Here is a 25,432-nt window from a genome sequence, read left to right on the forward strand (position 1 = left end):
AACTTGCAAGGTTCTCAAGAAATGAGTCAAACCCTTTCTGCATCCATGCTGCTTGCGGTGCCTTTGGCACCGCTGGTCGGCTCCGCGCTCGCGGGTATCTGGGGCACGGCCTTTGGCGGCAACAAGATTGGTCGCACCGGCAGCAGCTCCCTGACGATTCTGGGCGTGCTCGTGGCCTTCGTTCTGTCGGCCCTCACGTTCCAGGCTGTCGTGTTCGACGGCGCAACGTTCAACGAGACCATCTACACCTGGATGGTCGTCGGCGGTCTGAAGATGGAAGTCGGTTTCCTGATCGACTCCATCACGGTGATGATGATGTGCGTGGTGACCTTTGTGTCGCTGATGGTGCACATCTACACCATGGGCTACATGGAGGAAGACGACGGCTACAACCGTTTCTTCTCCTATATCTCGCTGTTCACCTTCTCCATGTTGATGCTCGTCATGAGCAACAACCTGCTGCAGCTGTTCTTCGGCTGGGAAGCCGTGGGTCTGGTGTCCTATCTGCTGATCGGCTTCTACTACAAGAAGCCCACGGCCATCTTCGCCAACATGAAGGCCTTCCTGGTCAACCGTGTGGGTGACTTCGGCTTCATTCTGGGCATTGGTCTGATCGCTGCCTACACCGGCACGCTGAACTATTCTGAAATCTTCGCCAAGCTGCCCGAGATCCAGAACACCCAGCTGCCCGGCACGGGCTGGCTGCTGGTGACCGTGACTGCCATCTGCCTGTTCATCGGCGCGATGGGCAAGTCGGCCCAGTTCCCGCTGCACGCCTGGCTGCCGGACTCTATGGAAGGCCCCACGCCTATCTCTGCGCTGATTCACGCGGCGACCATGGTGACGGCCGGCATCTTCATGGTGTCGCGCATGTCTCCCCTGTACGAGCTGTCGGACGTTGCGCTGAACTTCATCCTGGTGATCGGCTCCATCACGGCGCTGTTCATGGGTATCCTGGGCATCATCCAGAACGACATCAAGCGTGTGATTGCGTACTCCACGCTGTCCCAGCTGGGCTATATGACCATCGCTCTGGGCGTTTCGGCCTACTCGGTGTCCGTGTTCCACCTGATGACCCACGCCTTCTTCAAGGCGCTGCTGTTCCTCGGTGCCGGCTCCGTCATCATGGGCATGCACCACAACCAGGACATCCGCTGGATGGGCGGCGTGCGCAAGTACATGCCCATCACCTGGATCACCTTCCTGCTGGGTAACCTCGCGCTGATCGGCACGCCTTTCTTCTCGGGCTTCTACTCCAAGGACGCCATCATCGAGGCGGTTCACGCTTCCAACCTGCCTGCAGCCGGCTTTGCAAACTTTGCCGTGCTGGCCGGTGTGTTCATCACGGCTTTCTATTCCTTCCGCCTGTACTTCATCGTCTTCCACGGCAAGGAACGCTACGACCAGAACCCCGATGCGCACCATGATGACCACCATGGTCATGACGACCACGGCCACGGCCATGACGCCAAGCCCCATGAGTCGCCTCTGGTGGTGACCGGTCCCCTGATGCTGCTGGCCATTCCTTCGGTGGTGATCGGTGCGATTGCGCTGATGCCCATGCTGTTTGGCGACTTCTTCAAGGGCGTGATCCACGTCGATGGCTCCAAGCACGGTGCCATGGCCGAACTGGCCGAGCAGATTCACGGCTGGGTGCCGATGGCACTGCACGGCTTCACGGCTGCGCCGTTCTGGCTGGCCCTGGCCGGTGTGGTGGTGTCCTATGTGTTCTACATGGTCAAGCCCGAGATTCCTGCCGCCATCATGGCTTTCTCCAAGAAGATTGGTCTGTACCAGGTTCTGGAAGGCAAGTACGGCGTGGACTGGGTGTACGAGAACATCTTCGCCCGCGGCGCCCGTGCCTTCGGTACCTTCTTCTGGAAGGCCGGCGATCAGGCCATCATCGATGGCGCCATCGTCAACGGCTCCTGGAAGCTCATGGCCAAGTTCGGTCAGTGGGTGCGCGGCCTGCAAACAGGCTATCTCTATCACTACGCGTTGGTCATGCTGTTGGGTATCGTTGCCCTCATGACGTACTTCGTGTGGCTCAACAAGTAGTAGGGGAAAAACAAAAATGGGTTTGTTGAGTCTTTCTATCTGGGTGCCGATTGCTTTCGGCGCCCTCCTGCTGGCCTTCAGCAAAGAAGGGCAGGCCAACGCGGTGCGCTGGCTGGCCCTGATCGGTGCGCTGATCGGCTTCGCGGTGACCATTCCTCTGATCACCGGCTTCGACACCACGACTGCCAATATGCAGTTTGTGGAAAATGCACTCTGGATTGAGCGCTTCAACATCCACTACCACCTGGGCGTGGATGGCATCTCCATGTGGTTTGTGCCACTGACGGCTTTCATCACCGTCATCGTGGTGATCGCCTCCTGGGCCAACATCACCGAGCGCGTGAACCAGTACATGGGCGCGTTCCTGATCCTGTCGGGTCTGATGATCGGTGTGTTCGCCGCCATGGACGGCATGCTGTTCTACGTGTTCTTCGAAGCCACCCTGATCCCGATGTATCTGATCATCGGTATCTGGGGCGGCCCGAACCGTATCTACGCGGCCTTCAAGTTCTTCCTGTACACCTTGATGGGCTCGCTGCTCACGCTGGTCGCGCTGATCTATCTGTACACCCAGTCGGGCGGCAGCTTCGAGATCCTGGACTGGCACAAGCTGCCCCTGTCCGGTACTGCACAGACGCTGATCTTCTTCGCCTTCTTCGCCGCTTTTGCCGTGAAGGTGCCCATGTTCCCGGTTCACACCTGGCTGCCCGACGTTCACGTCGAAGCGCCTACCGGCGGTTCCGCCGTGCTGGCCGCGATCATGCTGAAGCTGGGTGCCTATGGCTTCCTGCGCTTCTCGCTGCCCATCGCTCCCGATGCGGCGCATGAGTGGTCGGGCCTGATGATCACGCTGTCGCTGATTGCCGTGATCTATGTGGGTGTGGTGGCTCTGGTGCAAAAGGACATGAAGAAGCTGGTGGCTTATTCGTCCGTGGCGCACATGGGTTTCGTGACCCTGGGCTTCTTCATGTTCAACAGCCTGGGCATTGCTGGCGGCCTGGTGCAGATGATCGCCCACGGCTTCGTGTCCGGCGCGATGTTCCTGTGCATTGGCGTGCTGTACGACCGCGTTCACTCGCGTGAGATCGCCGCTTACGGCGGCGTGGTCAACACCATGCCCAAGTTCGCTGCCTTTGCCCTGCTGTTTGCCATGGCCAACTGCGGTCTGCCCGCCACTGCCGGCTTCGTCGGCGAGTGGATGGTGATCCTGGGCGCCGTGCAATACAACTTCTGGATTGGTCTGGGCGCTGCAACCGCCCTGATCTTCGGCGCTGCCTACACCCTGTGGATGTACAAGCGCGTGTACCTGGGTGACGTGGCCAACGACCATGTGGCTGAACTCAAGGACATCAACTGCCGCGAATTCCTGGTGCTGGGCGTGCTGGCTGCGGCTGTGCTGGTCATGGGTCTGTATCCCAAGCCCTTCACCGATGTGATGGATGTGTCTGTGGCAGAGCTCATCAAGCATGTGGCTGTGAGCAAGCTCAACTGACCAGACTGAAACGAGAGACACGAGATGATTGACAACATCAGCTGGCTGGCGATCTACCCGGAGATCACTCTCCTGGTCATGGCCTGCGTCATTGCCTTGGTGGACCTGGGCATCAATAGTGCCCGTCGCACCGGCACCTATGTTCTGACCATGCTCACCCTGCTTGTCGTAGCGGTGATGCAGGGCATGTACGCCGCAAGCGGCAATACCTTCTACGGCTGGGGCAACATGGTTGTCTCGGACGCCATGGGCAACTGGCTCAAGTGCTTTGCCACTATCGCCATGATGATCACCATGGTCTACGGTCGCCCCTATGCGGCAGAGCGCGACATGCTGCGTGGCGGTGAGTTCTTCACGCTGTCCATGCTGGCCCTGCTGGGCATGTTCATCATGATCAGCGGCAACAACTTCCTGGTTCTGTACCTGGGCCTGGAGCTGCTGACCCTGTCGAGCTATGCGCTGGTGGCTCTGCGCCGCGACCACACCGTGGCCGTCGAAGCCGCCATGAAGTACTTCGTGCTGGGTGCCATGGCTTCCGGTTTCCTGCTGTACGGCATGTCCATGCTCTACGGTGCCACCGGTTCGCTGGATATCGGTCAGGTCTTCAAGGCCATCAATTCCGGTGAAATCAAGCACCAGGTGCTGGTCTTCGGTCTGGTCTTCGTGGTCGCCGGTCTGGCCTTCAAGCTGGGCGTCGTTCCCTTCCACATGTGGGTGCCCGACGTCTACCAGGGGGCACCTACTGCCATCACCGCCCTGATCGGCGGCGCGCCCAAGCTGGCTGCCTTTGCCATGACCATCCGCCTGCTGGTGGACGGCCTGCTGCCCCTGGCCATCGACTGGCAGCAGATGCTGATGGTTCTGGCTGTCTGCTCCCTGCTCATCGGCAATCTGGCTGGTCTGCAGCAGACCAGCCTCAAGCGCATGCTGGCTTATTCGACGATTTCCCAGATGGGCTTTGTGCTGCTGGGCCTGATGTCGGGTGTGGTGGATGGCAAGGTCGATCCTGCCACCGTCGAAAACGCCTACAGCTCGGCGATGTTCTACATCGTGACCTATGTGCTGACCGCTCTGGCGTCCTTCGGCGTGATCCTGCTGCTGGCCCGTGAAGGCTTTGAAAGCGAAGAGATTGCCGATCTGGCAGGCCTGAACCAGCGCAGCCCGCTGTACGCCGGCGTGATGGCCATCTGCCTGTTCTCCATGGCCGGTATTCCTCCGCTGGTCGGCTTCTACGCCAAGCTGTCCGTGCTGCAGGCCCTGGTCGCTTCGGGCAGCAGCCTGTACATCGGCCTGGCCGTGTTTGCCGTGATCATGTCGCTGATCGGCGCCTTCTATTACCTGCGCGTGGTCAAGGTCATGTACTTTGATGCTCCAATCACTGCTACCAGCGTGTCCGCTCCTCTGGATGTGCGCGTTGTGCTGACGATCAACGGTGCGCTGGTTCTGCTGCTGGGCATTCTGCCCGGCGGGCTGATGGCCTTGTGCGCTGACGCCGTTGTGCGTGCCCTGGCTTCCTGATAAGACGAACGTGATGAGGGCTTGATGCCCTCATCGCTTTTTCTAGGAATGGCTTTGTGTCTATAACCGCCTCTATCTGGCTCATCATCTTGGCTGCCCTTGTGGCAGCCAATTTGCCTTTTATCAACCAGCGTCTGGGCATTGTCGGCCCCGTCATGGCCGGTCGCAAACCGCTGTGGGTGCGCCTGCTGGAAATGATTGCCCTGTATCTGCTGGTGGGCGGCCTGGGCTTGCTGCTGGAGCGCCGCGCCGGCCAGATATCTCCCCAAGGCTGGGAGTTCTATGCCATCACTGCTACGCTGTTTCTGACGCTGGCATTTCCCGGCTTTGTTTATCGCTATCTGGTTCACCGCAAGGGTTGAGTGGCGCCATGAAAGTGCTTGATCTTCACTGCCCGGCAGGCCATGTCTTCGAAGGCTGGTTTGCTTCGGAAGATGATTTTCAGAATCAGCTGCAGCGCAAGCTGGTGCAATGCCCTGTTTGCGGCGACAGCGATGTGACCAAGCGCTTGAGTGCTCCCCGTCTCAATCTGGGCGCACAGCCGCCCAAAGCTGCCCAGGCTTCGCAACCGGCCCCTGCCGCAGCGCCGGTACTTCCTGCGGCCAGTCCCGAAATCAGCGCCGAGGCGCGCGCGCATCTTCAGTCCATGCAGGCAGCATGGATGCAGTGGTCGCGCAAGGTCGCTCAAAGCAGCGAGGATGTCGGCAAAAAATTTGCCGAAGAGGCGCGCCGCATTCACTACGGCGAAACCGAGGAACGCGCCATTCGCGGTCAGACCAGTGCCCGGGAGGCCATGGAGCTGATCGAAGAGGGCATTGGCGTCCTGCCCCTGGCCCTGCCCGAGTCGGCCAGCGGTGAAGGCGGAAGCGGCAGCCTGCAATAGGACAACCCTGCCTCCGATCGGAGGCCTGCGGCTTCAGTTCAGTTGCTGATAGACCGCGTTGGCCAGAGCCTGCAGGCGCTCGCGCGGCAGGGAAGCACTCAGGGCATAGCCTTGCCGGCCCTCTATCCAGTAAAAGCCATGGCTTGCGCCGTCGCTGCTCCACTGAAAGGAGGCAGGGGCGGAAGCGGCTGCCGTCTCGGGATCGAGCACCGAGACATACAGGGTGACGCGCTGGCCCGCCTGATCCTCGTACATGAACTGGGCGCGGGCCTGGCCGGTCTCTCCGGGCAGCAGCCGCCCGCCCATGAGATGAAAGCCCTGGGCTTCCAGCACCGGGGGCTTGAGCGCAACGCCCAGCCGCTTGGACAGCCACTGCACCAGATGCGCCTGCTGCTGCGCTGCTACCTCGACGGGGTGTCGCTGCTCGGGCACATAGACGGCATGGGCAGCCGCCGCCTCGCGCACAAAGCCTGGCAATTGAGCGGCTGTATCGGCCGACAGCGAGCCGGATTTTTGCTGGCCTGCACCATAGCCCAGTCCCAGGCCCACGCTGAGCATGATGCCTGCGGCCAGCGCATGTGGCCAGCGCCACTGCAGCGCCGGCTTTTGCAGCGATCGCATGAGCTGGGGCGGGACCGGCTCTTCGAGCAATTGCGCATGCAGAGCCTGAAGGCCGGCGTTCTGGGCCTGAATGGCAGCCATGCGCGCTGCTTCTTCGGGGTGTTCGGCCAGCCATTGCGCCACCGCCGCAGCGGCATCGGGCTGCAGCTCTCCATCCACCCAGGCATGCAGCGTGGTTTCATCGGGGCGCTGGGGTGTCATTGCACTTTCCTTCATTTGACAGCCCTCAACACGGTCGTCACGGGTCTTTCTCCTTCCATGAGGCGCCTGAGCTGCTCGCGGGCGCGCGAGAGGCGCGACATCACCGTTCCCACGGGAACGCCCAGCATCTGCGCGGCTTCGCCATAGCTGAACTGCTCCATGCCGATCAGCAGCAATACCTCGCGGGCCTGCGGCGTGAGATGGGACAGGGCCCGCTCCAGATCCAGCTGCAGCGCCAGCCTGGGCATGGGGTCGTGGGGCGTGTCCTGGGCCTCGTCAAGCGCCACCATGCGATGCCGCGAGGACTGCTGCCACTGATTGGCGTAGAGGTTGTGCATCAAGGTCAGCAGCCAGCTGAGCAAGGCCTTTTGCACCTGCTCGGCCGAGGCGGCGACCGGCGGCTGCCACAGGGCCCACTTCTGGCAGGCGCGCTCCAGGGTGTCCTGGACCAGATCGTCTGCCTGCGCAGCATCGCCCGCCAGCGCGCGCGCATAGCGGCGCAGGCGGGGAATATGGACCAGGGCGGCGTCGACCTTCACTCAAGGCTTGGCGACATGCCAGCTATTGTTGAGGAAGCCGTCACCCGTCATGTCGCCGGGTTTGGCATCCTTGACCCAGTGATACAGGGGGCGGCCCTTGTAGGCCCATTGCTTGCTGCCGTCGTCGCGCATCACCACGGTCCAGTCGCCGATCGGCGCTGCATTCGCCGGTGCCATCAGAGGCGGCCAGTTGGTGGCGCAGCCGCCGTTGCAGACGCTTTTTCCGGAGCCTGCAGCATCCTTGTCAAAGACGTAGAGCGTCATCTGGGTCGGTCCTACCAGCACGCCATTGAGGGTGGTGGCAGGAGACTTGGCCGGGGCGACCGGGCCGGTCGAGCAGGCCGCCAGCAGGGCGGCAGAAGCGAGCGTCAGCGAAGCGATGCGAAACATGAGGTCTCTCCTTGTGGTTGACCAGCAGTAAACAGTTCTGCACGGGGTTTTATTCCATGCGTTTTCACGCCGGAACTCAAGAGCAGCGCAGCCGGTTTTTCAGACACGCGCTTCTGCATCGATGAAAAAATATTTTGATAGCTGCTATCGCAAGTTCGCTATGTGTTTCAAAAATAAAACGATTTGAAACTCATATAAATAAAGCGCAAGAAGCTTCTGAATCAATAGCGCGATGGCTGATCTTTGTCGTCCTGGGTTTTTGAGGGCGACAAATAGCAAGCATATTTGCGCGCATTGGGCTAGTAACCCAGTTACTCCAGTGGGCATTGAGAAACTCAGGGTTTACGGCATCAGGGGCAATCTGGGGAGCGCTGTGCTGCGGGGGCATATTCCATTTCGTCTCATTAATATTGATAGCGCAATACATATAAGGGATAAGCTTTTTGCAGCTTCCGAGGTGGATGCTGACATCCTTTGGAGTGCCGCTGTCTCCTGTGCGACCGCTTTGCTGTCGGGATTCTGAAGTTTGTAATTACTCCTGCTTTGGATGCTTGTTTTACAAGGGATTAGGGAAAGCCTAAGTCTCGCCGGGCACCACTCCTAGGAGTTTCCCGCTGCGGCACTGCAGCATGAAAGACCAAGATGCCGCTCAGGCAGAGGAAGCACGGCAAGGTGCTGCCCTCTTTGTTTTGCAGCATTCAGGACTGATGGCCAGCGCATGAGCGACCTTATTCTCGAAACCAGGCAACTCACCAAAGAGTTCAAAGGCTTTACCGCGGTCAGCAAGGTGGATCTGGCCGTGCAGCGTGGCTCCATTCATGCGCTGATCGGGCCCAATGGCGCGGGCAAGACCACTTGCTTCAATCTGCTGACCAAGTTTCTGGAGCCCACTTCCGGGAGCATTCAGTTCAACGGGGCAGACATTACCCGCGAGGCGCCGGCACAGATTGCGCGACGCGGCGTGATTCGCTCGTTTCAGATTTCCGCCGTCTTCCCGCATTGCACCCTGCTGGAGAACGTGCGCATCGGCCTGCAGCGCAAGCTGGGCACGGCCTACCAGTTCTGGACCAGCGAAAAGACGCTCAATCAGCTCAATGACCGCGCCATGGAGTTGCTGACCGAAGTCGGTCTGCAGGACCTGGCCGATGAAGTGACCGTGAACCTGCCCTATGGACGCAAGCGTGCCCTGGAAATTGCGACCACGCTGGCCATGGAGCCCGAGCTGATGCTGCTGGACGAGCCCACTCAGGGCATGGGCCATGAAGACGTGGACCGCGTGACCCAGCTCATCAAGAAGGTCTCGGCCGGTCGCACCATCCTGATGGTGGAGCACAACATGAAGGTGATCGCCACCATCGCCGATCGCATCACCGTGCTGCAGCGCGGCGCGGTTCTGGCCGAAGGTCGCTATGAAGAGGTTTCCCGCAATCCGCAGGTGATGGAGGCCTATATGGGGACCACGGACGGGCAGCTTCAGGGGGCGCATTGAAGGCTCCCCCTGTGCCGCTCACGCGGCTTTCCCCTGAGGGGGACAACACCATCGCTGCGGGGCGGCCCTTGCTTGGTGTTTCTGACTTGGGTTCGTGCCAGTTTTGAGATCAGATGAACAATGAATAAGACAAGTACTCCGGCGCTGGAAATTTCGGGACTCAATGCCTGGTATGGCGAATCCCATGTGCTGCATGGCATGGATCTGGTGGTCAATCCCGGCGAGGTGGTGACCTTGCTGGGCCGCAATGGTGCGGGGCGCACTTCCACGCTGCGCGCCATCATGGGGCTGACCGGCTCGCGCAAGGGCTCGATCAGGATCAACGGCGTCGAAACCATTCACATGCCCACGCACAAGATCGCCCACCTGGGCGTGGGCTACTGCCCGGAGGAGCGCGGCATTTTCTCCAGCCTCTCCTGCGAAGAGAACCTGATGCTGCCGCCGCCGCTCAAGACCGGCCAGCCGGGGATGAGCATCGACGAGATCTACCAGATGTTCCCCAATCTCTATGAGCGCAGGAACAGCCAGGGCACACGCCTGTCGGGCGGCGAGCAGCAGATGCTGGCCGTGGCGCGCATTCTGCGCACGGGCGCGCGCCTGTTGCTGCTCGACGAGATTTCCGAAGGTCTGGCCCCCGTCATCGTCCAGACCCTGGCTCGCATGATCACCACGCTGCGCGAGAAAGGCTACACCGTGGTGATGGTGGAGCAGAACTTCCGCTTTGCCGCCCCGCTGGCCGACCGCTTCTATGTGGTCGAGCACGGCCATGTCGCCCTGCGCTTCGGAGCCAGCGAACTGGACGAGAAGATGTCCGTGCTCAACGAGCTGCTGGGCGTCTGAGCCTTCAAGCACCTCCCATTCGTTCACAACAGAGATCCAACCCGTGGAGATAAAGATGAAAGCACAACTGAGCGTTCTCTCTTGCATGCTGGCCGTGGCCGGTCTGTCCAGCCCCCTGGCCCAGGCCCAGGAAAAGGTGAAGATCGGTTTCGTCACCGATATGTCCAGCCTGTACGCCGACGTGGAGGGCAAGAACGGTGCGGTCGCCATGCAGATGGCGATCGACGACTTCGGCGGCAAGGCCCTGGGCCAGCCCATCGAGCTGGTCAGCGCAGACCATCAGAACAAGGCAGACATCGCTGCCTCCAAGGTGCGCGAATGGATTGATACGCAGGGTATCTCCATGGTCTTCAGCGGCACCAACTCCGGCACGGCACTGGCGGTTTCCCAGATCGCCAACGAGAAAAAGCGCGTTCACTTCAACAGCGGCGCGGGCTCTTCCGCGCTGACCAACGAGCAGTGCAACCCCTATACCGTGCACTACGCCTACGACACCGTCGCCCTGGCCAAGGGCACGGGCGGTGCCGTGGTGGATCGCGGCGGCAAGGACTGGTTCTTCCTGACTGCCGACTACGCATTCGGCCAGGCTCTGGAGGCCGACACCACCAAGGTCATCAACGCCAAGGGCGGCAAGGTGCTGGGCTCGGTCAAGCATCCGCTCAATGCCTCGGACTTCTCGTCCTTCCTGCTGCAGGCGCAAAGCTCCAAGGCCCATATCCTGGGTCTGGCCAATGCGGGCGGCGACACCATCAATGCCATCAAGGCTGCCAAGGAGTTCGGCATCAACAAGACCATGAAGACCGCCGGTCTGCTGGTCTTCCTGACCGACATCCACAGCCTGGGTCTGAAGAACACCGAAGGCCTGCTGCACACCACCAGCTGGTACTGGGACATGAACGACGAATCGCGCAAGTTCGCCAACAAGTTCTTCGCCAAGACCAAGCGCATGCCTACCGATGTGCAGGCCGCCGACTACTCGGCCGTGATGAATTATCTGAAGGCTGTCGAAGCGGTGAAGACCACCAATGCCGACAAGGTGATGGCCCACCTCAAGAGCACGCCCATCAACGATTTCTACGGCAAGGGCGTGATCCGTCCCGACGGCACGTTTGCCCACGACATGTATCTGGTCGAAGCCAAGAAGCCCAGCGAATCCACCAAGCCCTGGGACTACCTCAAGGTACTGACCAAGCTGCCTGCCGAGACGGTCTGGACGACCAAGGCCGAAAACAAGTGCGCGCTCTGGAAGTAATAGCACTACCGGTTTGATGCAGACCTCACCCTCACCAGCGTATCTCTCATGGAAATCTTCGGCGTTTCATTGCCCGGCCTGATGAGCCAGCTCCTTCTGGGGCTGGTCAACGGTTCGTTCTACGCAATTCTGAGTCTGGGCCTGGCCGTGATCTTCGGCCTGCTCAATGTCATCAACTTTGCGCATGGCGCCCTGTTCATGCTGGGGGCCATGTGCACCTGGATGGCCATGAGCTATTTCGGCATCAACTACTGGGTGATGCTGATCCTGTCGCCGGTGCTGGTGGGGATTCTGGGGGTGTTGATCGAGCGCTTTTTGCTGCGCTGGATCTACAAGCTCGATCATCTCTACGGCCTGCTGCTGACGCTGGGGCTGTCGCTGCTGATCGAGGGGGTGTTCCGCTCCGTGTATGGCGTCTCGGGCCTGGGCTATGACACGCCCGAGCTACTGGAAGGCGCGACCAATCTGGGCTTCATGATCCTGCCCAATTACCGTGCCTGGGTGGTCGTGGCTTCCATCGTGGTGTGCGTGGCAACCTGGTTCGTGATCGAGAAGACGCGCATCGGCGCCTATCTGCGTGCCGGCACCGAAAACCCGCGTCTGGTCGAGGCGTTCGGCGTCAACGTGCCCGTGATGATCACGCTGACCTATGCCTTCGGTGCCGCGCTGGCTGCCTTTGCAGGCGTGCTGGCCGCTCCGGTCTATCAGGTCACTCCGCTGATGGGGCAGAACCTCATCATCGTGGTGTTTGCCGTGGTGGTGATCGGCGGCATGGGCTCCATCATGGGCTCCATCCTCACCGGTCTGGCCTTGGGCGTCATCGAAGGACTGACCAAGGTTTTCTGGCCCGAGGCCTCGTCCACCGTCGTGTTTTTCATCATGGTCATTGTTTTGCTGATTCGCCCCGCTGGCTTGTTCGGTAAAGAAAAATAAGAGGGGCACGACATGAAATCCAAGACGCTTGTTCAACGCATTGCCCCCGTGGGCTACGGCCTGCTGCTGCTGGGCCTGATCGTCGCGCCCTTCCTCGGTGCCTATCCCGTTTTCGTCATGAAGCTGATGTGCTTTGCACTGTTCGCTTCAGCCTTCAATCTCTTGCTGGGCTATACGGGGCTGCTGTCCTTTGGTCATGCGGCTTTTCTGGGCGGCGCGGCCTATGTGGCGGGCTACAGCATCAAGGCCTGGGGCTTCACCCCCGAGATCGGCATGCTGCTGGGCACGCTGGTCGGCGCTCTGCTGGGCCTGATCTTCGGCTGGCTGGCCATTCGCCGCCAGGGCATTTATTTCTCCATGATCACGCTGGCGCTGGCGCAGATGCTGTTCTTTGTCGCGCTGCAGGCCAAGTTCACCGGCGGAGAGGACGGACTACAGGGCGTGCCGCGCGGCAAGTTGTTCGGCGTGATCGATCTGAGCAGCGATATGGTCATGTACTACGTGGCGCTGGTCATCGTGGTGGCGGCCTTTCTGCTCATCGTGCGCACCATCCACTCGCCGTTCGGCCAAGTGCTCAAGGCCATCAAGGAAAACGAGCCGCGCGCCATTTCGCTGGGCTATGACGTCAACCGCTTCAAGCTGCTGGCCTTTGTCATCTCTGCGGCCCTGACGGGTCTGGCCGGTTCCCTCAAGACCCTGGTGCTGGGCTTTGCCACCCTGTCCGATGTGCACTGGACCACCTCCGGGCATGTGATTCTGATGACGCTGATGGGTGGTCTGGGCACGCTGTCGGGCCCGCTGCTGGGTTCGGCCGTCGTCGTGGCGCTGGAAAACAAGATCGGCGAGGTCGGTACCTTTCTTGCGCACACCACGGGAGTGGAATGGTTTGGCACGCTGGGCGAGTCCGTCACCATCGTCACCGGCCTGATCTTCGTGCTGTGTGTGCTGCTGTTCCGCAAGGGCATCATGGGCGAGCTGATCGCCTGGCTGCAGCGTCGCAAATAAGGCGTTTCGCCCTCTCTCCAAAGGCCGCATCTGCGGCCTTTTTTGTTGCCCGGATTCCTGCGTGGAAATGGAAATTTCAGAGATTCCTGAAATTTCTGGTACACGTTTGCAAGCGATGGACTTTATTTCTCACAACAATGGACTTTTTTTCTCATTCAAGAAATGCCTAGCCGTCACCGGAGGCCGGTGCGCGCGCGGGCTCATACAGTTCGAGGTTCGATATGACACATCAGGAGCAGGCGCAGCCCTTGGCTGCGCGCATCTGGCTCTGGGTTCTGGGGGCGGCGCTGGCGCTTGCCGGCCTGTTCTTCTTGATAGGCGGTGGCAAGCTCATCAGCCTGGGCGGCAGCTGGTACTTCTTGCTCGCTGGCCTGGGGCTGCTGCTGTCCGGCCTGCAACTGATTCGCCGCCGGGTGAGCGGAGCATGGTTCTATCTGGCCACTTTTGCCGCCACCGTGCTGTGGGCGCTGGCCGAAGTGGGCCTGGATTACTGGAGCCTGATTTCGCGTCTGCTGGCCCTGACTTTTGCTGCGGTGGCGGTGCTGGCCAGCATGCCCTTGCTGCGCAAGGCAGGCGGGTCGGGCAAGGCCTCGGCCAGCAAGGCACCGTTTGCAGGCGCAGCGGTCCTGCTTCTGGCTGGCATGGCGGCCTTTGTGTCCATGTTCCAGATCCACCCCGAGGTACAGACCCAGTCTGCCGTGACCCGCAGGCCCGTGGATGCAGCCAGTGAGCAAAAGGACTGGAGCCATTACGGCAACAGCAGCAACAATGACCGCTTTGCCGCACTGGATCAGATCAACGCGGACAACGTGAACCGGTTGCAGGTGGCCTGGACTTTCCACACCGGCGATGTGCCCCAATCCACGGGTGCCGGTGCCGAGGACCAGACCACGCCGCTGCAGGTGGGCGACAAGGTGTTTGTCTGCACGCCCAGCAACAATGTGATCGCGCTTGACGCCGATACCGGCAAGCAGCTGTGGCGTCATGACACCAACTCCCATGTGGGCGGTGTGTGGGAGCGCTGCCGTGGCCTGGCCTACTTTGATGCGGATGCCGCGCTGGCCCAGCCCAGCGTGCCGGGATCGACTCCCGTGCAGGCGGTGAGCCTGCCGGCCGGTGCAGCCTGCAAGCGCCGCATTCTCATGAACACCATCGACGCACGCCTGTTTGCCATCAATGCAGACAACGGCGAGCTCTGTGACGAGTTCGGCGATCATGGCGTGGTCGACCTCAAGCAGGGCGTCGGCACTGTTTCCAATCCCGCGTTCTACACCCTGACATCGGCCCCCACGGTGGCCGGCACCACGGTGGTGGTTGGTGGTCGCGTGGCCGACAACGTGCAGGTGGACATGCCTGGTGGCGTGATCCGTGGCTTCGATGTGGTGAGCGGTGCGCAGCGCTGGGCGTTCGACTCCGGATCGGCCACGCCCAATGAAGTGCTCAAGCCCGGCCAGACCTACACCCGCTCCTCGGCCAATGTCTGGGCAGGCACGACCTACGACCCCGGCTCCAACACCGTCTACCTGCCCATGGGATCGCCTTCGGTGGACCTGTATGGCGCCACGCGTTCTGCGGCGGACCTGAAGTACGGCGCCTCCATCCTCGCGCTGGATGCCGCCACGGGCAAGGAAAAATGGGTGTACCAGACCGTGCACAACGATCTGTGGGACTTCGACATTCCCATGGCGCCAACGCTGATCGACTTCCCTCGGCAGGACGGCACAAGCACCCCCGCGCTGGTGGTCGGCACCAAGGCCGGTCAGATCTTTGTGCTGGACCGCCACAGCGGCCAGCCGCTGACCAAGGTGGAAGACATTGCCGTCAAGCCCGGTCATATTCCCGGCGAAAAATATGCTCCGACCCAGCCTCTTTCCGTGGGCATGCCGCAGATCGGCACCAAGACCCTGACCGAAGCCGATATGTGGGGCGCGACGCCGGTGGACCAACTGATCTGCCGCATCAAGTTCAGGTCCATGCGCTATGAAGGCCTGTTCACCGCGCCAGGCACCGATGTGTCGCTGAGCTTTCCGGGCTCGCTGGGCGGCATGAACTGGGGCGGTCTGTCGGCGGACCCCGGCAACAATCTGATCTTTGTGAACGACATGCGTCTGGGCCTGTGGGTGCAGATGATGCCCCAGCAGAAAAAGGACAAGCTGTCCGACGGCGGCGAGGCGCCGAACACCGGCATGGGCCAGGTGCCGCTGGGCGGCACTCCCTATGCGGTGATCAAGGACCGCTTCATGTCGCCGCTGGGTATCCCTTGCCAGAAACCCCCGTTCGGCACGCTGACAGCCATCGACATGAAGACTCAGCAAGTGGTCTGGCAGGTGCCTGTGGGCACGGTGCAGGATCAGGGTCCCATGGGCATCAAGATGCGCATGCCCATGCCGGTGGGCTTGCCCACGCTGGGTGGTACGCTGGCGACGCAAGGCGGCCTGGTGTTCTTTGCCGGCACGCAGGATTACTATCTGCGCGCCTGGGATAGCGCCACTGGCCGGGAAATCTGGAAGAGCCGTCTGCCTGTGGGCAGCCAGGGCGGCCCCATGACCTACAAGTCGCCCAGAACCGGCAAGCAATACGTGGTGATCTCGGCCGGCGGTGCCCGCCAGTCGCCCGACCGCGGTGACTATGTGATTGCCTACGCGCTGCCGGATAGCGGCAAATAAGCGCCGCAGGCATTGATCCGACCAGCCATGGCTCGCCAGAGCCATGGCTTTTTTCATCGCCGGGCCGCCCCAAGATGAAAAGCGCCCCTCTCGGAGGGGCCGCGACCACACGCAGTGGGAAGCGTGGGGGGGGCTTTTTTCATGTACGCTGGCGCGCTTGAGTCAATGGAGATGTGGTCGTGAGCGAGCAGCAAGGTCCTGAAAATTCACTGAGCCAGCAGCCTTCGGCAGACGAGGCCTCGGCCGACATGCGCCAGGCCCTGCTGGACGCGGGCAAGACCGAGTTTGCCAACTACGGCTATGACGGGGCTCGGCTGGAGCGCATTGCCGCCAGAGCGGGCTGCGCCAAGCGCATGCTGTACTACTACTTCGGTAACAAGAAGGATGTGTATCTCGCGGTCATAGAGCAGAGCTATTCGGATATCCGCGAGTCCGAGGAGCAGCTCAATCTCGATGCGCTGGAGCCCTTGCAGGCGCTGCATGCTCTGGCGCGCAAGAGCTTCGAGTATCACGAGCAGAACCGGGAGTTCACGCGTCTGGTGCTGCAGGAGAATTTCCAGAGCGGAGAGATGCTGGGTCAGATCTCCAAGACCGAGCTGTTGCGCAAGGCGGCGCTGGAGCCGATCGAGCGCATCCTGCAGCGCGGCGTGGCGCAGGGCCTGTTCAGGGAGCAGCCGACCGCTGTCGATGTCCACTATCTGATTTCGGCCCTGTCCGGCTTCCGCGTGGATCATGCCGCGACCTGGCAGAGCCTGCTGCAGGTCGATCTGCTGGGCGAGAACTTGCGCGAGCGCCATCTGCAGCTGTTGCTCGATCAGCTCGGTGCTCTGGTGTGCAAGTCCTAGGTCCTAAAGCCGTAGCGCGTTCGCATAGCCTGTCATCTCCAGGTAGCCCTGGCCCGCGCGACGGCTTGTTCCATCGGCGCCTATGCGGCGCAGCTCGCACAGACCTTCCCAGTAAATGGCGCCGGTGCTGGCGCGGCTGTCCAGTTCCTGGTCGTCCACCAGGGCCTGAACTTCGAAACGGCCCGCCGGTGTCCGCACGCTCCAGGCCACGGGGTAACTGGCCTTGCTGTGCGGGCTGTTCCAGTGGCGCAGCGGCTCGAACCGTACCTGATCGGCGCCAAAGATTTGCGCGCTCTGGTTCGGTGCGCGAAATGAGCCGCCTGCCCAGAGTGCCGATCCATTGCGTCGGCGCAGATGAAAGGCAGTGAGTGCGCTGCCGTCATCGAGATTCATGCCTATCCAGTCCCAGCCTTGGGCCTCTGGGTCCATGATGGCAGCGCTGCATTCATGGTCGAGCCAGGCGTGGTTGTGTGCGCTGGCTTGCACAGGCAGCGACTGGCCGGCCACGGCGATGGAGCCGCCGACCTTGAGCTGGGGCTGGCTGTAGTAATAGCTGGCCTGTTCCTCACGTGGGCCTTTGCGTGACAGACCGTTCAGGCCCTGCAGCAGCAATGGCTGTGTGCTGTCAAATTCAAGATCCAGCGTGAAGTCCTTGGTTGTCAGCAGCGCCTGGTAACGGCTGGCCTGCACGGCGTTTTGGCCTTGCACGGGGCGACGCTGGAGATACCAGTCGTTGATACGCACATCGGTATCGCTCTCGCTGGCTCCTGCCAGACCCAGGCCCGCGCGCGCCATGCGCTGATCGTGGAGCAGCTTGCGGCCCTCGACATCGCACAAGGCCGCATGGGCAAAGATCAGTTGCTTGGCTGCGAGTGTCGATTGCAGGCTTTGGGCAGCTTCGATGCGAGAGCGAAAGAAGGTCAGCTGAAAGCCCCAGGGCTTGCCGCCGGCCTGCAGTCGGCCGGTGATGTACCACCACTCGGTCTGGAGATCCGGGTGGCTGCCGAAGTCGCGCGGAAACTGCAGGGTCTTGAGTGGCAAAGCCATGCCTGGCAGAGGCAGGCCCAGAGCCGCCCAGCCCAGACCGGCCGCAGCCAGCGTCTGCAGGGACTGCCTGCGTGACAGGGCCAGCAGTGCCGGTTGTTGAGGCTGGGAGGGCGTGGGCTGATAAGGCATCGTCCATTGTCGCCCAGCCGATCAGCACAATGCCCTGATCCCGAGGTGCTGCTTTGCGCCGCCTCAGCCTATATCGACCAGGGGAACGATCACCATCCAGCTGACCCCGAAGCGGTCGGTCACCACGCCAAAACGACGCGCAAAAAACGTGGTGTCCAGCGCCATCTGTACCTTGCCGCCCTGGCCGATGGCGGCAAAGATGCGGTCGGCCTCATTCTCGCTGGGCGCGGTGATGGACAGAGAAAATCCCTTGAAGTCGGGCTTGCCGCCGTTCATGCCGTCAGATGCCATGATCTGCGTCTCGCCAATCTGGACATTGGCGTGCATGATTTTTTCGGGATCCATCTGGCCCGGGCCACAGCCTTGCTGTGTCGATGGCTCGGGCTGCGGCGGAGCATCCTTGTAGCGCATCAGCATGGTGACCTCGGCGCCCAGAGCGGCCTGGTAGAAATCCAGAGCCTCTTCGCAGCGGCCATCGAAAAAGAGATAGGGCTGGATTTGCATACGAACTCCTCACAGCGGTGAAGGTTTCATTGTGCGCTGCGCAATGGCGCAATCATGTGAAAAACGCTGACAGGGGTGCAGGTATAGCTACCAGTCCTCCTTGACGGCCAGCACGGCGTCGGCACTGGCGGCGCGGCGCCCGGCCAGCCACGCGGTGATGACGCCGGCCAGTACCACGGCAGCGCCCAGCGCCAGCAGGCGCAGCAGGGGCAGGCGCAACTCCATGGTCCAGTGAAAGCTCTGCGGATTGACCACATGCACCAGGATCACTGCCACGCCCAGGCCCAGCAGCGTGCCGGCGATGGTGCCCAGCATGGTCCAGGCCAGTCCCTCGGCGGCGACCACGCTCAGCACATTGCGGCGCGTCAGGCCCAGATGGGCCAGCAGCCCGAATTCCTTGCGTCTGGCCAGCACCTGTGCGCTGAAGCTGGCGGCAATGCCGAACAGGCCTATGCCTATGGCCACGGCCTGCAGCCAGTAGGTGACGGCAAAGCTGCGATCGAAAATGCGCAGGGAGCGCTCGCGCAGCGCCTGGCTGCTGACAAACTCCAGCGCCGGGGGGGACTGCCCCGGCGTGCCGAGGGCCTGCTCTATCGCCGCTTGCAGATCGGGGCCCGGGGTCTCCGGCCAGATGGCAATTTCGCTGATCTGAGCCGCATTGCCAGCTTTGCCCACCAGCGCCAGATAGTCCTGCCAGTCCAGGGCGACAGCACCGAACTGACGCACATAGTCGCGCCACACGGATGCTATGTAAAAGGAAGCTGCTGGCGCTTGATGGTCCTGAGTTTGAAGGCTGAAAGCCTTGGAGAGCAGCGGCCAGTTGTCACCGGGCTTCAGGCCATAGAGCTGGGCAACGGCTTCGCTGATGTGCACGGCTATGCCCGGGCGGGCCTGATGGAGCGGCCCCTGCACCCAGGGAAGCTGCATGGCCTGCTCACCTTGAAGCGGGCGAATCAGCAGGCTCAGGGCCGGGCGCTCGGGGCTGAGTACCAACTGGCTGCTGCGCATGGCCTGGGCACGCGCTATGCCGGGCAACCGTTCCAGGCGCCGCGCCGCGTCGGCGGGCAGCAGGGCAGCATCGACACGGCTGGAGCCGCCTGCGGCGCGTACATACAGGGGCGCGGGCAACACGGCATCCAGCCACTCCATCATGCTGCCTCGAAAGCTGGTGACCATCACCGTCAGGGCCACCGCCAGGCTCAGGCTGGCCACCACGCCGCCCACGGCCACGGTAGTGGCGTGGCGCATGCGCCGCGCGCGCTCCAGCGCCAGCATGGCCAGCGGCTGGCGCGAAAAGGCGTTGGGTACCAGTGCCAGTACCGCACCCAGCAGCCAGGGCAGGGCCGACATGCCGCCCAGCAACAGCAGGCCCACGGCCATATAGGCGGCCAGCGGGACACCTGCGACCGGCGGCATAAAGGCCAGCACCAGGCTGGCTGCGAGCAGTGTGACAGCGGGCCACAGACGCGGAGCGCTCTCGTGCGTGCTGCCCAGCCCCTTGAGCGTGGCCGCAGGTGGCAGATCCATGGCGGCACGTGCGGGCCACCAGGCGCCGGCCAGCGTGGCTGCAAGGCCCAGCAGACCGAAGATCAGCGCTGCCGCAGGACTCCAGTGCAGGGCGGGCTGCACGCCGTCGAAGAATCCGCCGCCCAGATCGCCGCCCAGCACCTGCAGCGCCAGCCAGGCCAGCGCCGTACCCAACGCAATACCAGCCAAGCTTCCCAGAGTCCCCAGCGCCAGCGCTTCCAGCAGCACCAGTGCCATGCGCTGGCGCGGCGTGGCTCCGAGTACGGCCAGCAGCGCAAACTGCGGCGCGCGCTGAGCCACGCTGAGCGCCAGTACCGAGAACACCAGGAACGCTCCCGTGAACAAGGCCACCAGCGCCAGCACCGTGAGGTTGACGCGGTAGGCGCGCGACATCTCGCCCACGCGCTGCTGATCGTCGCTGGGCTGCTGGATCAGTATCTGGTCTTGCCAGGCCGCCAATGCGTGCAGGGCGGCGCCTACCTGGCTGCGGCTGGCGCTGTCGGTCAGCAATAGGTCCAGCCGGTCGATGCGGTCAAACAGGCCGAGCTTCTGCTGTAGTGCGGCAATGTCCATGACTGCGAGCGGTACGCCGCTGGCGGCGACCGTGCCCGCAATGCGCAACTGCTGGGCCTGGCCGTTGAGCAGCCATCGTATGGGGGCGTTGACGGCCTGCTCAGGACTCAGCCGCAGGGCCTGCAAGGCAGCGGCATTGAGAAACACGGCGTCGGGAGCAAACAGATCGAGACGGTCGCCGTCTTCAAACAAACGCGGCATCAGTGCCGGGGCGACAGGGGCGAGCTTGAGGGCATCGCTGCCGAGCACGCGCAAGCTCACGCCCTGAGCTGCCCCTTGCGTGCTGCGCGTCTGCGGGTCTGCGCTGCTGCCGGGCAGCAGCACCGTGGTTTCGACCCAGGGCACGGCGCTGGCGACGCCCGGGGTCTGAGCCACCTGGGGGTAGAGCGCCAGCGGCAGGCCGCCTTGCATGGCGTGCAGCTGCAGATCAGGCTGGCCGTTGACGCTGCGCACCGCCCTGGAGAATTCGTCCAGTGCGGACTGGTTGATCACATGGACGGCAAAGCCCAACGCCACGCCCAGCATGATGGCAATCAGCGCCGTGGCCGTACGCCAGGGGTGCTGGCGCAACTCCTGCCAGGAGAAGCTGGTCAGCAGCAGAAGAAGCGGGGAGCGTGAAGTCACAGGCCCAGGGAGGTTTGCTGGGAGGCGGATAGTTCGGCCTCCATGCCGCCTGCCGTCAGCCGCAGCACGCGATCGGCGCGCCTGGCCGCTTCTGCGGAATGGGTGACCAGCACCAGCGCCGTGCCGTTGTCGCGGGTTTGCTGCAGCAGCAAATCCATGATCTGCTGAGCAGTGGACGGGTCGAGATTGCCCGTAGGCTCATCGGCCAGCAGCAGAGGCGGTGAATGAACCAGGGCACGCGCAATGGCTACGCGCTGCAGCTGGCCGCCGCTGAGCTGCTGGGGCAGGCGCTGGCCCAGACCCGCGAGTCCCACGGCTTGCAGCACCTGCTGCACGCGCTGTTGACCCTGGTCATCCATGCGGCCCAGCAGCATCAGCGGCAGGGCAATGTTCTGCCCCACATCGAGATGGGGCAGGACATGAAAGGCCTGGAACACAAAGCCCAGATGCGCGCGCCGCCAGATGGCGCGCCGGGCTTCATCGAGCGTGGACAGATCCGTGCCGCTGTGCAGAACCCGGCCTTGCTGCCAGCTGTCCAGCCCGGCCAGGCAGTTGAGAAAGGTGGACTTGCCCACGCCGGAGTTACCGACGATGGCGACAAATTCGCCGGCGGCGATCTCGCAGCTCACCTGCGCGAAGACCGTGGTCTGGGCCTCGCCCTCGCCATAGCGTTTGGCAAGGTCGCTGACCTGCAACAGCGGATGGGCGTGGGATGAGTCGGTGGCAGTCATGCAGCGATCTTAACGATGGACGCTGCTGCGGAAGGTCCTTAGCCTGCGGCCTGCTGTGCTGCCTCAATGGCTGCCAAGGCAGCATCCAGCAATTGCTGCTGGGCGCTGGGCGCATCGCAGGCAATGGCACGGCGCTGGGGCATGGAGCGCAACCAGGTGATCTGGCGCTTGGCCAGCTGGCGTGTGGAGGCGATGCCGCGCTCGCGCAGGCCTGCCATGTCCAGCGGTTTGCCGGGATCGGCCTCCAGCGCGTCCAGCACTTCCCAGGCCTGGCGATAGCCCACGCAGCGCATCGAGGGCAGGTCCAGATGCAGATCGCCGCGCGCGCGTAGGCTGCGCACCTCGTCGAGGAAGCCTTGCTCCAGCATCAGATCAAAGCGCAGCGCAATGCGCTGGTGCAGCCAGGCTCGCTCTGCAGGCTCCAGAGAGAAAAGCGTTGCAAGTCCCATTTGTTCGGCGGGGCCCGTCTTTTTCCTGGTCGTGTGAAAGCTTGAAAGCGGTTGGCCCGAGACATGCCAGACCTCGAGTGCGCGCTGGATGCGCTGGCTGTCGCCGGGGGCCAGGCGTGCTGCCGTGACGGGGTCCACCTGGGCCAGTCTTGCATGCATGGCGGGCCAGCCCAGCTCGGCGGCCTGCGCGTCCAGCATGGCGCGCACGTCGGGGTTGGCTGCGGGCATATCGTCGAGCCCGTCCGTCAGCGCCTTGAAATACAGCATGGTGCCGCCCACCAGCAGAGGTATGGCCTGGCGGGCGCGGATTTCATCGACCAGCTTCTGCGTGTCGCGCACGAACTCGGCCGCGCTGTAGGCCTGCAACGGATCGAGGATGTCGATGAGGTGATGGGGTACTGCAGCCAACTCGTCCCTCGTGGGCTTGGCCGTGCCGATGTCCATGCCTTTGTAGACCAGGGCCGAATCCACGCTGATGATCTCGGCCTTCTGACCGCGTTGCGCCAGCCGCTCGGTCAGGGCCAGCGCTGCCGCAGTCTTGCCCGAGGCAGTGGGGCCGGCAATGGCGATACAGGGCAGGGCGTGGGCAGCAGTCATGGGGCGAAATCCGTACAGGTCAAAGCACAAGAACCAATGACCGTCGGTCATTGGTTCTTGCTGGTTGTGAAGGATAACGCAGCCTGCGCGCCTTGCGGCAGCGGCGGGGCTTAGTGCGCCCTGCCTAGCCCTGGCTCAGCCGTGCCGGCACATAGCGGTCGGCCTGAATATCGGGCGAGAGGCCGTGGCTGTAGCTTTCGGCGCTGATCGGCAGCAGTTGCTCGTTCCATTCCTCCCATTGCCTGCGCAGTCCGGCAAAGATTTCTGGCTGATGCTCCTTGAGGTTGGCGCGCTCGCGGGCGTCCTCCTCCACATTGAACAAGAACTCGTTGTCGTTGATCTTGAGGTATTTCCAGGGGCCCTGACGCACGGCACGCTGGGTCTGTGATTTGTAGCGCCAGAACAGGCTGCGCTCGGTATTGGCTGCAATGCCCTGCAGGATGGGCAGAATGTTCTGGCCGTCGCTGGGGAAGTCGGGGTGAGGTCTGGCGCCTGCTGCGGCCAGCAGCGTGGGCAGCCAGTCGAAGCTGGCGGTGACCTGTTCCTGGACCTGGGGCCGGATGCGGGCGCTCCAGCGCAGCAGCGTAGGTACGCGGATGCCGCCTTCCAGCAGCTCGGTCTTCTGGCCCGTGAAGGGCCAGGTCTTGGAAAAGCGCTCGCCGCCGTTGTCGCTGGTGAAGATGACGATGGTGTTGTCGGCCTGGCCGGTGTCATCGAGCGCCTGCAGCACCTGGCCCACGGCCTTGTCCAGGGCCTCGACGATCTCGCCGTATTTCTTCAGGCTGCCGCCGTCGTAGTGGAAAAGATCCTTGATGCTGCGCGCGACATGCTCGTCACCGGGGCCTTCCCAGGGCCAGTGCGGTGCAGTGAAGTGCAGCGACAGGAAAAAAGGCTTGTCCTGGTCCTTGCGCTCATGCACATAGCGCGTTGCTTCATCGCCCAGGATATAGGTGTAGTAGCCCGTGCGCTCCACGGGCTCGTTGCCTTGCCAGAGGTCGGGGCTGAACTGCTCGCCCACGCCGGGCTTGTGCGTGAAGTAGTCGATGGCACCGCTGTGGTTGCCGAAGAAATAGTCGTAGCCGCTGCGCTGCGGGCCGTAGGCGGGCGGCTTGCCCAGATGCCATTTGCCTATCAGTGCCGTGTCGTATCCGGCCTGCTTGAGCAGCGATGGCAGCGTGGGGTGATCGGCAGGCAGGCCGAGTTGCGCGCCATGGCGGGCCAGCGGTTCTTCGAGCCCGGCCTGCAGCCGGTACTGATAGCGTCCGGTGATCAGCGCAATGCGTGTGGCCGAGCAGACTGCCGAGCTGGCATAGGCCTGATTGAAGCGCACGCCCTGGGACGCGAGGTGGTCCAGATGCGGGGTCTTGAAATCGGTGGCGCCATAGACGCCCAGGTCGGCCCAGCCCAGATCGTCGGCCAGGATGAAAACGATGTTCGGTGTGGTCATGCGTCGCTCAGCTCGCTTATTCGATGGCAAAGCCGGAGTTGGTGATCACGGGACGCCACTTGGCGACTTCGGCCACGCGCAACTGCTCCAGGGCCTGTGGCGTGCGTGGGTCGGGCTGCAGGGACAGCTCGGCCCATTTGGTCTGCAGCTTGGGGTCCAGCAACGCGTGGTTGACGGCGCGGTTGACGGTGGCAATGGCTTCGGGCGAAGTGCCTTTGCGTGCCCACAGGCTGTACCAGCCGCTGCCTGTGGCCTTGGGGTAGCCGGCTTCGGCAAAGGTCGGCACATCGGGCAGTTCGCGGCCGCGCTGGCTGCCGAAAGTGCCCAGAATGCGGACCTTGCCTTCCTTGTGCAGCGGCGCCAGCTCGCTGGTGGTCTGGATGGCGGAGGCCAGTTGGCCGCTGATCAGATCGGTCATCATGGCCGGGCCACCCTTGTAGGGCACATGCACGATGTTGACGCCGGCCGCTTCGCCCAGCAGCAGACCGAAGAAATGCGGCAGGCTGCCCACGGCAGGGCTGCCGAAGTTGGCCTTTTCGGGGTTGGCCTTGAGCCAGGCCACATATTCCTGAATATTGCGCGCCGGGTGCCTGGCGGGGACGGCCAGACCGAACTGGAAATGCGCGAGCAGACCCACGGGGGAAAAGTCGCGTGCTGGATCGTAGCCAGGCTTTTTGTAGACGATCTGCGAGAGCACCGGGGTGATCAGCGGTGCGATCAGATAGGTGCTGCCGTCGCTAGGGGCGTTGAGCAGGGTCTGTGCGGCAATCTGGCCGTTGGCGCCGGGCTTGTTGTCCACCACCACATAGTGGCTCTTGCCCAGCTGTGCGGCGATGCTTTCGGCCAGCACGCGTGCCAGCAGATCGATGCCACCGCCTGCGCCAAAGCCCACCAGAATGCGGCTGGCCTGAGGAACGGCGGAGAACTCGGCGGCCTTGGCCAGAGAGTTCAGGGAAAAGCCAGCAGAGCTGGCGGCGAGCAGCGATTGCTGCAGAAAGGAGCGGTGGGAATGCATGGCTGGAGATCACAAAAAGTGCGGCGCGTTGGCCAGTCCAGGCATTCTCGAAAAATC

Annotated in this window: 22 protein-coding genes; 12 read left to right on the forward strand and 10 right to left on the reverse strand. The window is 62.6% G+C overall.

Translation table 11 applies throughout. The features are described from left to right. Positions 1-21: 21 nt before the first annotated feature. From nuoL to O987_RS05840, 5 genes are read left to right on the forward strand one after another with little or no spacing between them, the layout of a single operon-like run. Positions 22-2,058 carry an NADH-quinone oxidoreductase subunit L gene (gene nuoL / locus O987_RS05820; protein WP_003057818.1) on the forward strand — a complete coding sequence of 679 codons (2,037 nt, stop codon included), beginning with the start codon at positions 22-24 and terminating at the stop codon, positions 2,056-2,058. A 16-nt stretch (positions 2,059-2,074) separates the two neighbouring features. Further along, a complete protein-coding gene (locus tag O987_RS05825) occupies positions 2,075-3,550 on the forward strand; it encodes an NADH-quinone oxidoreductase subunit M (protein ID WP_019043772.1) in 1,476 nt (491 codons plus the stop codon). Positions 3,551-3,574: 24 nt separating this feature from the next. Beyond that, a complete protein-coding gene (nuoN, locus tag O987_RS05830) occupies positions 3,575-5,068 on the forward strand; it encodes an NADH-quinone oxidoreductase subunit NuoN (RefSeq protein ID WP_003057815.1) in 1,494 nt (497 codons plus the stop codon). Between the two features lie 56 nt (positions 5,069-5,124). Next, positions 5,125-5,430: a DUF2818 family protein gene (locus tag O987_RS05835; protein ID WP_003057814.1), complete on the forward strand. Its 306-nt coding sequence runs from the start codon at positions 5,125-5,127 to the stop codon at positions 5,428-5,430. 8 nt (positions 5,431-5,438) lie between these two features. Beyond that, the gene (locus tag O987_RS05840; protein ID WP_043371110.1) at positions 5,439-5,951 is read left to right on the forward strand and encodes a DUF1178 family protein; all 513 of its coding nucleotides are present in this window, start codon (positions 5,439-5,441) and stop codon (positions 5,949-5,951) included. Between the two features lie 33 nt (positions 5,952-5,984). Here the strand turns inward: O987_RS05840 and O987_RS05845 are convergent, their stop codons facing one another. The 3 genes from O987_RS05845 to O987_RS05855 are packed head-to-tail and all read right to left on the reverse strand — an operon-like array spanning position 5,985 to position 7,702. Then, a complete protein-coding gene (locus tag O987_RS05845; protein WP_043376136.1) occupies positions 5,985-6,773 on the reverse strand; it encodes an anti-sigma factor family protein in 789 nt (262 codons plus the stop codon). Positions 6,774-6,784: 11 nt separating this feature from the next. Further along, positions 6,785-7,312, reverse strand: a complete 528-nt coding sequence (locus tag O987_RS05850) for an RNA polymerase sigma factor (protein ID WP_003057811.1) — start codon at positions 7,310-7,312, stop codon at positions 6,785-6,787. Further along, on the reverse strand, positions 7,313-7,702 hold the full coding sequence (locus O987_RS05855) for a hypothetical protein (protein WP_043371111.1): 390 nt from the start codon (positions 7,700-7,702) through the stop codon (positions 7,313-7,315). Between the two features lie 718 nt (positions 7,703-8,420). Between O987_RS05855 and O987_RS05860 the strand changes: the two genes are divergently transcribed. From O987_RS05860 to O987_RS05890, 7 genes are all read left to right on the forward strand, one after another. After that, positions 8,421-9,191 carry an ABC transporter ATP-binding protein gene (locus O987_RS05860; RefSeq protein WP_003057809.1) on the forward strand — a complete coding sequence of 257 codons (771 nt, stop codon included), beginning with the start codon at positions 8,421-8,423 and terminating at the stop codon, positions 9,189-9,191. A gap of 120 nt (positions 9,192-9,311) precedes the next feature. Further along, entirely contained in the window at positions 9,312-10,031 is a 720-nt protein-coding gene (locus O987_RS05865; protein WP_003057808.1) for an ABC transporter ATP-binding protein, read from the forward strand. Between the two features lie 55 nt (positions 10,032-10,086). Then, positions 10,087-11,283, forward strand: a complete 1,197-nt coding sequence (locus tag O987_RS05870) for an ABC transporter substrate-binding protein (protein ID WP_043371114.1) — start codon at positions 10,087-10,089, stop codon at positions 11,281-11,283. Positions 11,284-11,331: 48 nt separating this feature from the next. Next, positions 11,332-12,216, forward strand: a complete 885-nt coding sequence (locus O987_RS05875; RefSeq protein WP_003057801.1) for a branched-chain amino acid ABC transporter permease — start codon at positions 11,332-11,334, stop codon at positions 12,214-12,216. A gap of 12 nt (positions 12,217-12,228) precedes the next feature. After that, positions 12,229-13,221 (forward strand): branched-chain amino acid ABC transporter permease, encoded by a 993-nt coding sequence (locus O987_RS05880; protein ID WP_003057798.1) that lies wholly within the window; start codon positions 12,229-12,231, stop codon positions 13,219-13,221. 221 nt (positions 13,222-13,442) lie between these two features. After that, the gene (locus O987_RS05885; RefSeq protein ID WP_003057794.1) at positions 13,443-15,887 is read left to right on the forward strand and encodes a membrane-bound PQQ-dependent dehydrogenase, glucose/quinate/shikimate family; all 2,445 of its coding nucleotides are present in this window, start codon (positions 13,443-13,445) and stop codon (positions 15,885-15,887) included. 179 nt (positions 15,888-16,066) lie between these two features. After that, positions 16,067-16,732, forward strand: a complete 666-nt coding sequence (locus O987_RS05890; RefSeq protein ID WP_043376138.1) for a TetR/AcrR family transcriptional regulator — start codon at positions 16,067-16,069, stop codon at positions 16,730-16,732. A gap of 3 nt (positions 16,733-16,735) precedes the next feature. On the opposite strand, the gene O987_RS05895 is transcribed toward O987_RS05890, so the two are convergent. The 7 genes from O987_RS05895 to O987_RS05925 form a co-directional block, all read right to left on the reverse strand. Beyond that, positions 16,736-17,908 carry a lipocalin-like domain-containing protein gene (locus O987_RS05895; RefSeq protein WP_051962119.1) on the reverse strand — a complete coding sequence of 391 codons (1,173 nt, stop codon included), beginning with the start codon at positions 17,906-17,908 and terminating at the stop codon, positions 16,736-16,738. 63 nt (positions 17,909-17,971) lie between these two features. Further along, positions 17,972-18,412, reverse strand: a complete 441-nt coding sequence (locus O987_RS05900; RefSeq protein WP_003057786.1) for a VOC family protein — start codon at positions 18,410-18,412, stop codon at positions 17,972-17,974. Between the two features lie 87 nt (positions 18,413-18,499). Further along, positions 18,500-21,136, reverse strand: coding sequence for an ABC transporter permease (locus O987_RS05905; RefSeq protein WP_043371115.1), 2,637 nt, complete (start codon positions 21,134-21,136; stop codon positions 18,500-18,502). Then, positions 21,133-21,867, reverse strand: coding sequence for an ABC transporter ATP-binding protein (locus tag O987_RS05910; RefSeq protein ID WP_003057784.1), 735 nt, complete (start codon positions 21,865-21,867; stop codon positions 21,133-21,135). The genes O987_RS05905 and O987_RS05910 overlap by 4 nt, the downstream gene beginning before the upstream one ends. 38 nt (positions 21,868-21,905) lie before the next feature. Further along, on the reverse strand, positions 21,906-22,913 hold the full coding sequence (gene miaA, locus O987_RS05915) for a tRNA (adenosine(37)-N6)-dimethylallyltransferase MiaA (protein ID WP_043376142.1): 1,008 nt from the start codon (positions 22,911-22,913) through the stop codon (positions 21,906-21,908). Between the two features lie 124 nt (positions 22,914-23,037). Continuing rightward, the gene (locus O987_RS05920; protein ID WP_043371117.1) at positions 23,038-24,360 is read right to left on the reverse strand and encodes a sulfatase; all 1,323 of its coding nucleotides are present in this window, start codon (positions 24,358-24,360) and stop codon (positions 23,038-23,040) included. A 16-nt stretch (positions 24,361-24,376) separates the two neighbouring features. Continuing rightward, a complete protein-coding gene (locus O987_RS05925; RefSeq protein WP_043371118.1) occupies positions 24,377-25,375 on the reverse strand; it encodes a tripartite tricarboxylate transporter substrate-binding protein in 999 nt (332 codons plus the stop codon). Positions 25,376-25,432 lie beyond the last annotated feature (57 nt).

Origin of the sequence: Comamonas testosteroni TK102 (assembly GCF_000739375.1) — a bacterium.
Classification (GTDB): domain Bacteria; phylum Pseudomonadota; class Gammaproteobacteria; order Burkholderiales; family Burkholderiaceae_C; genus Comamonas; species Comamonas brasiliensis.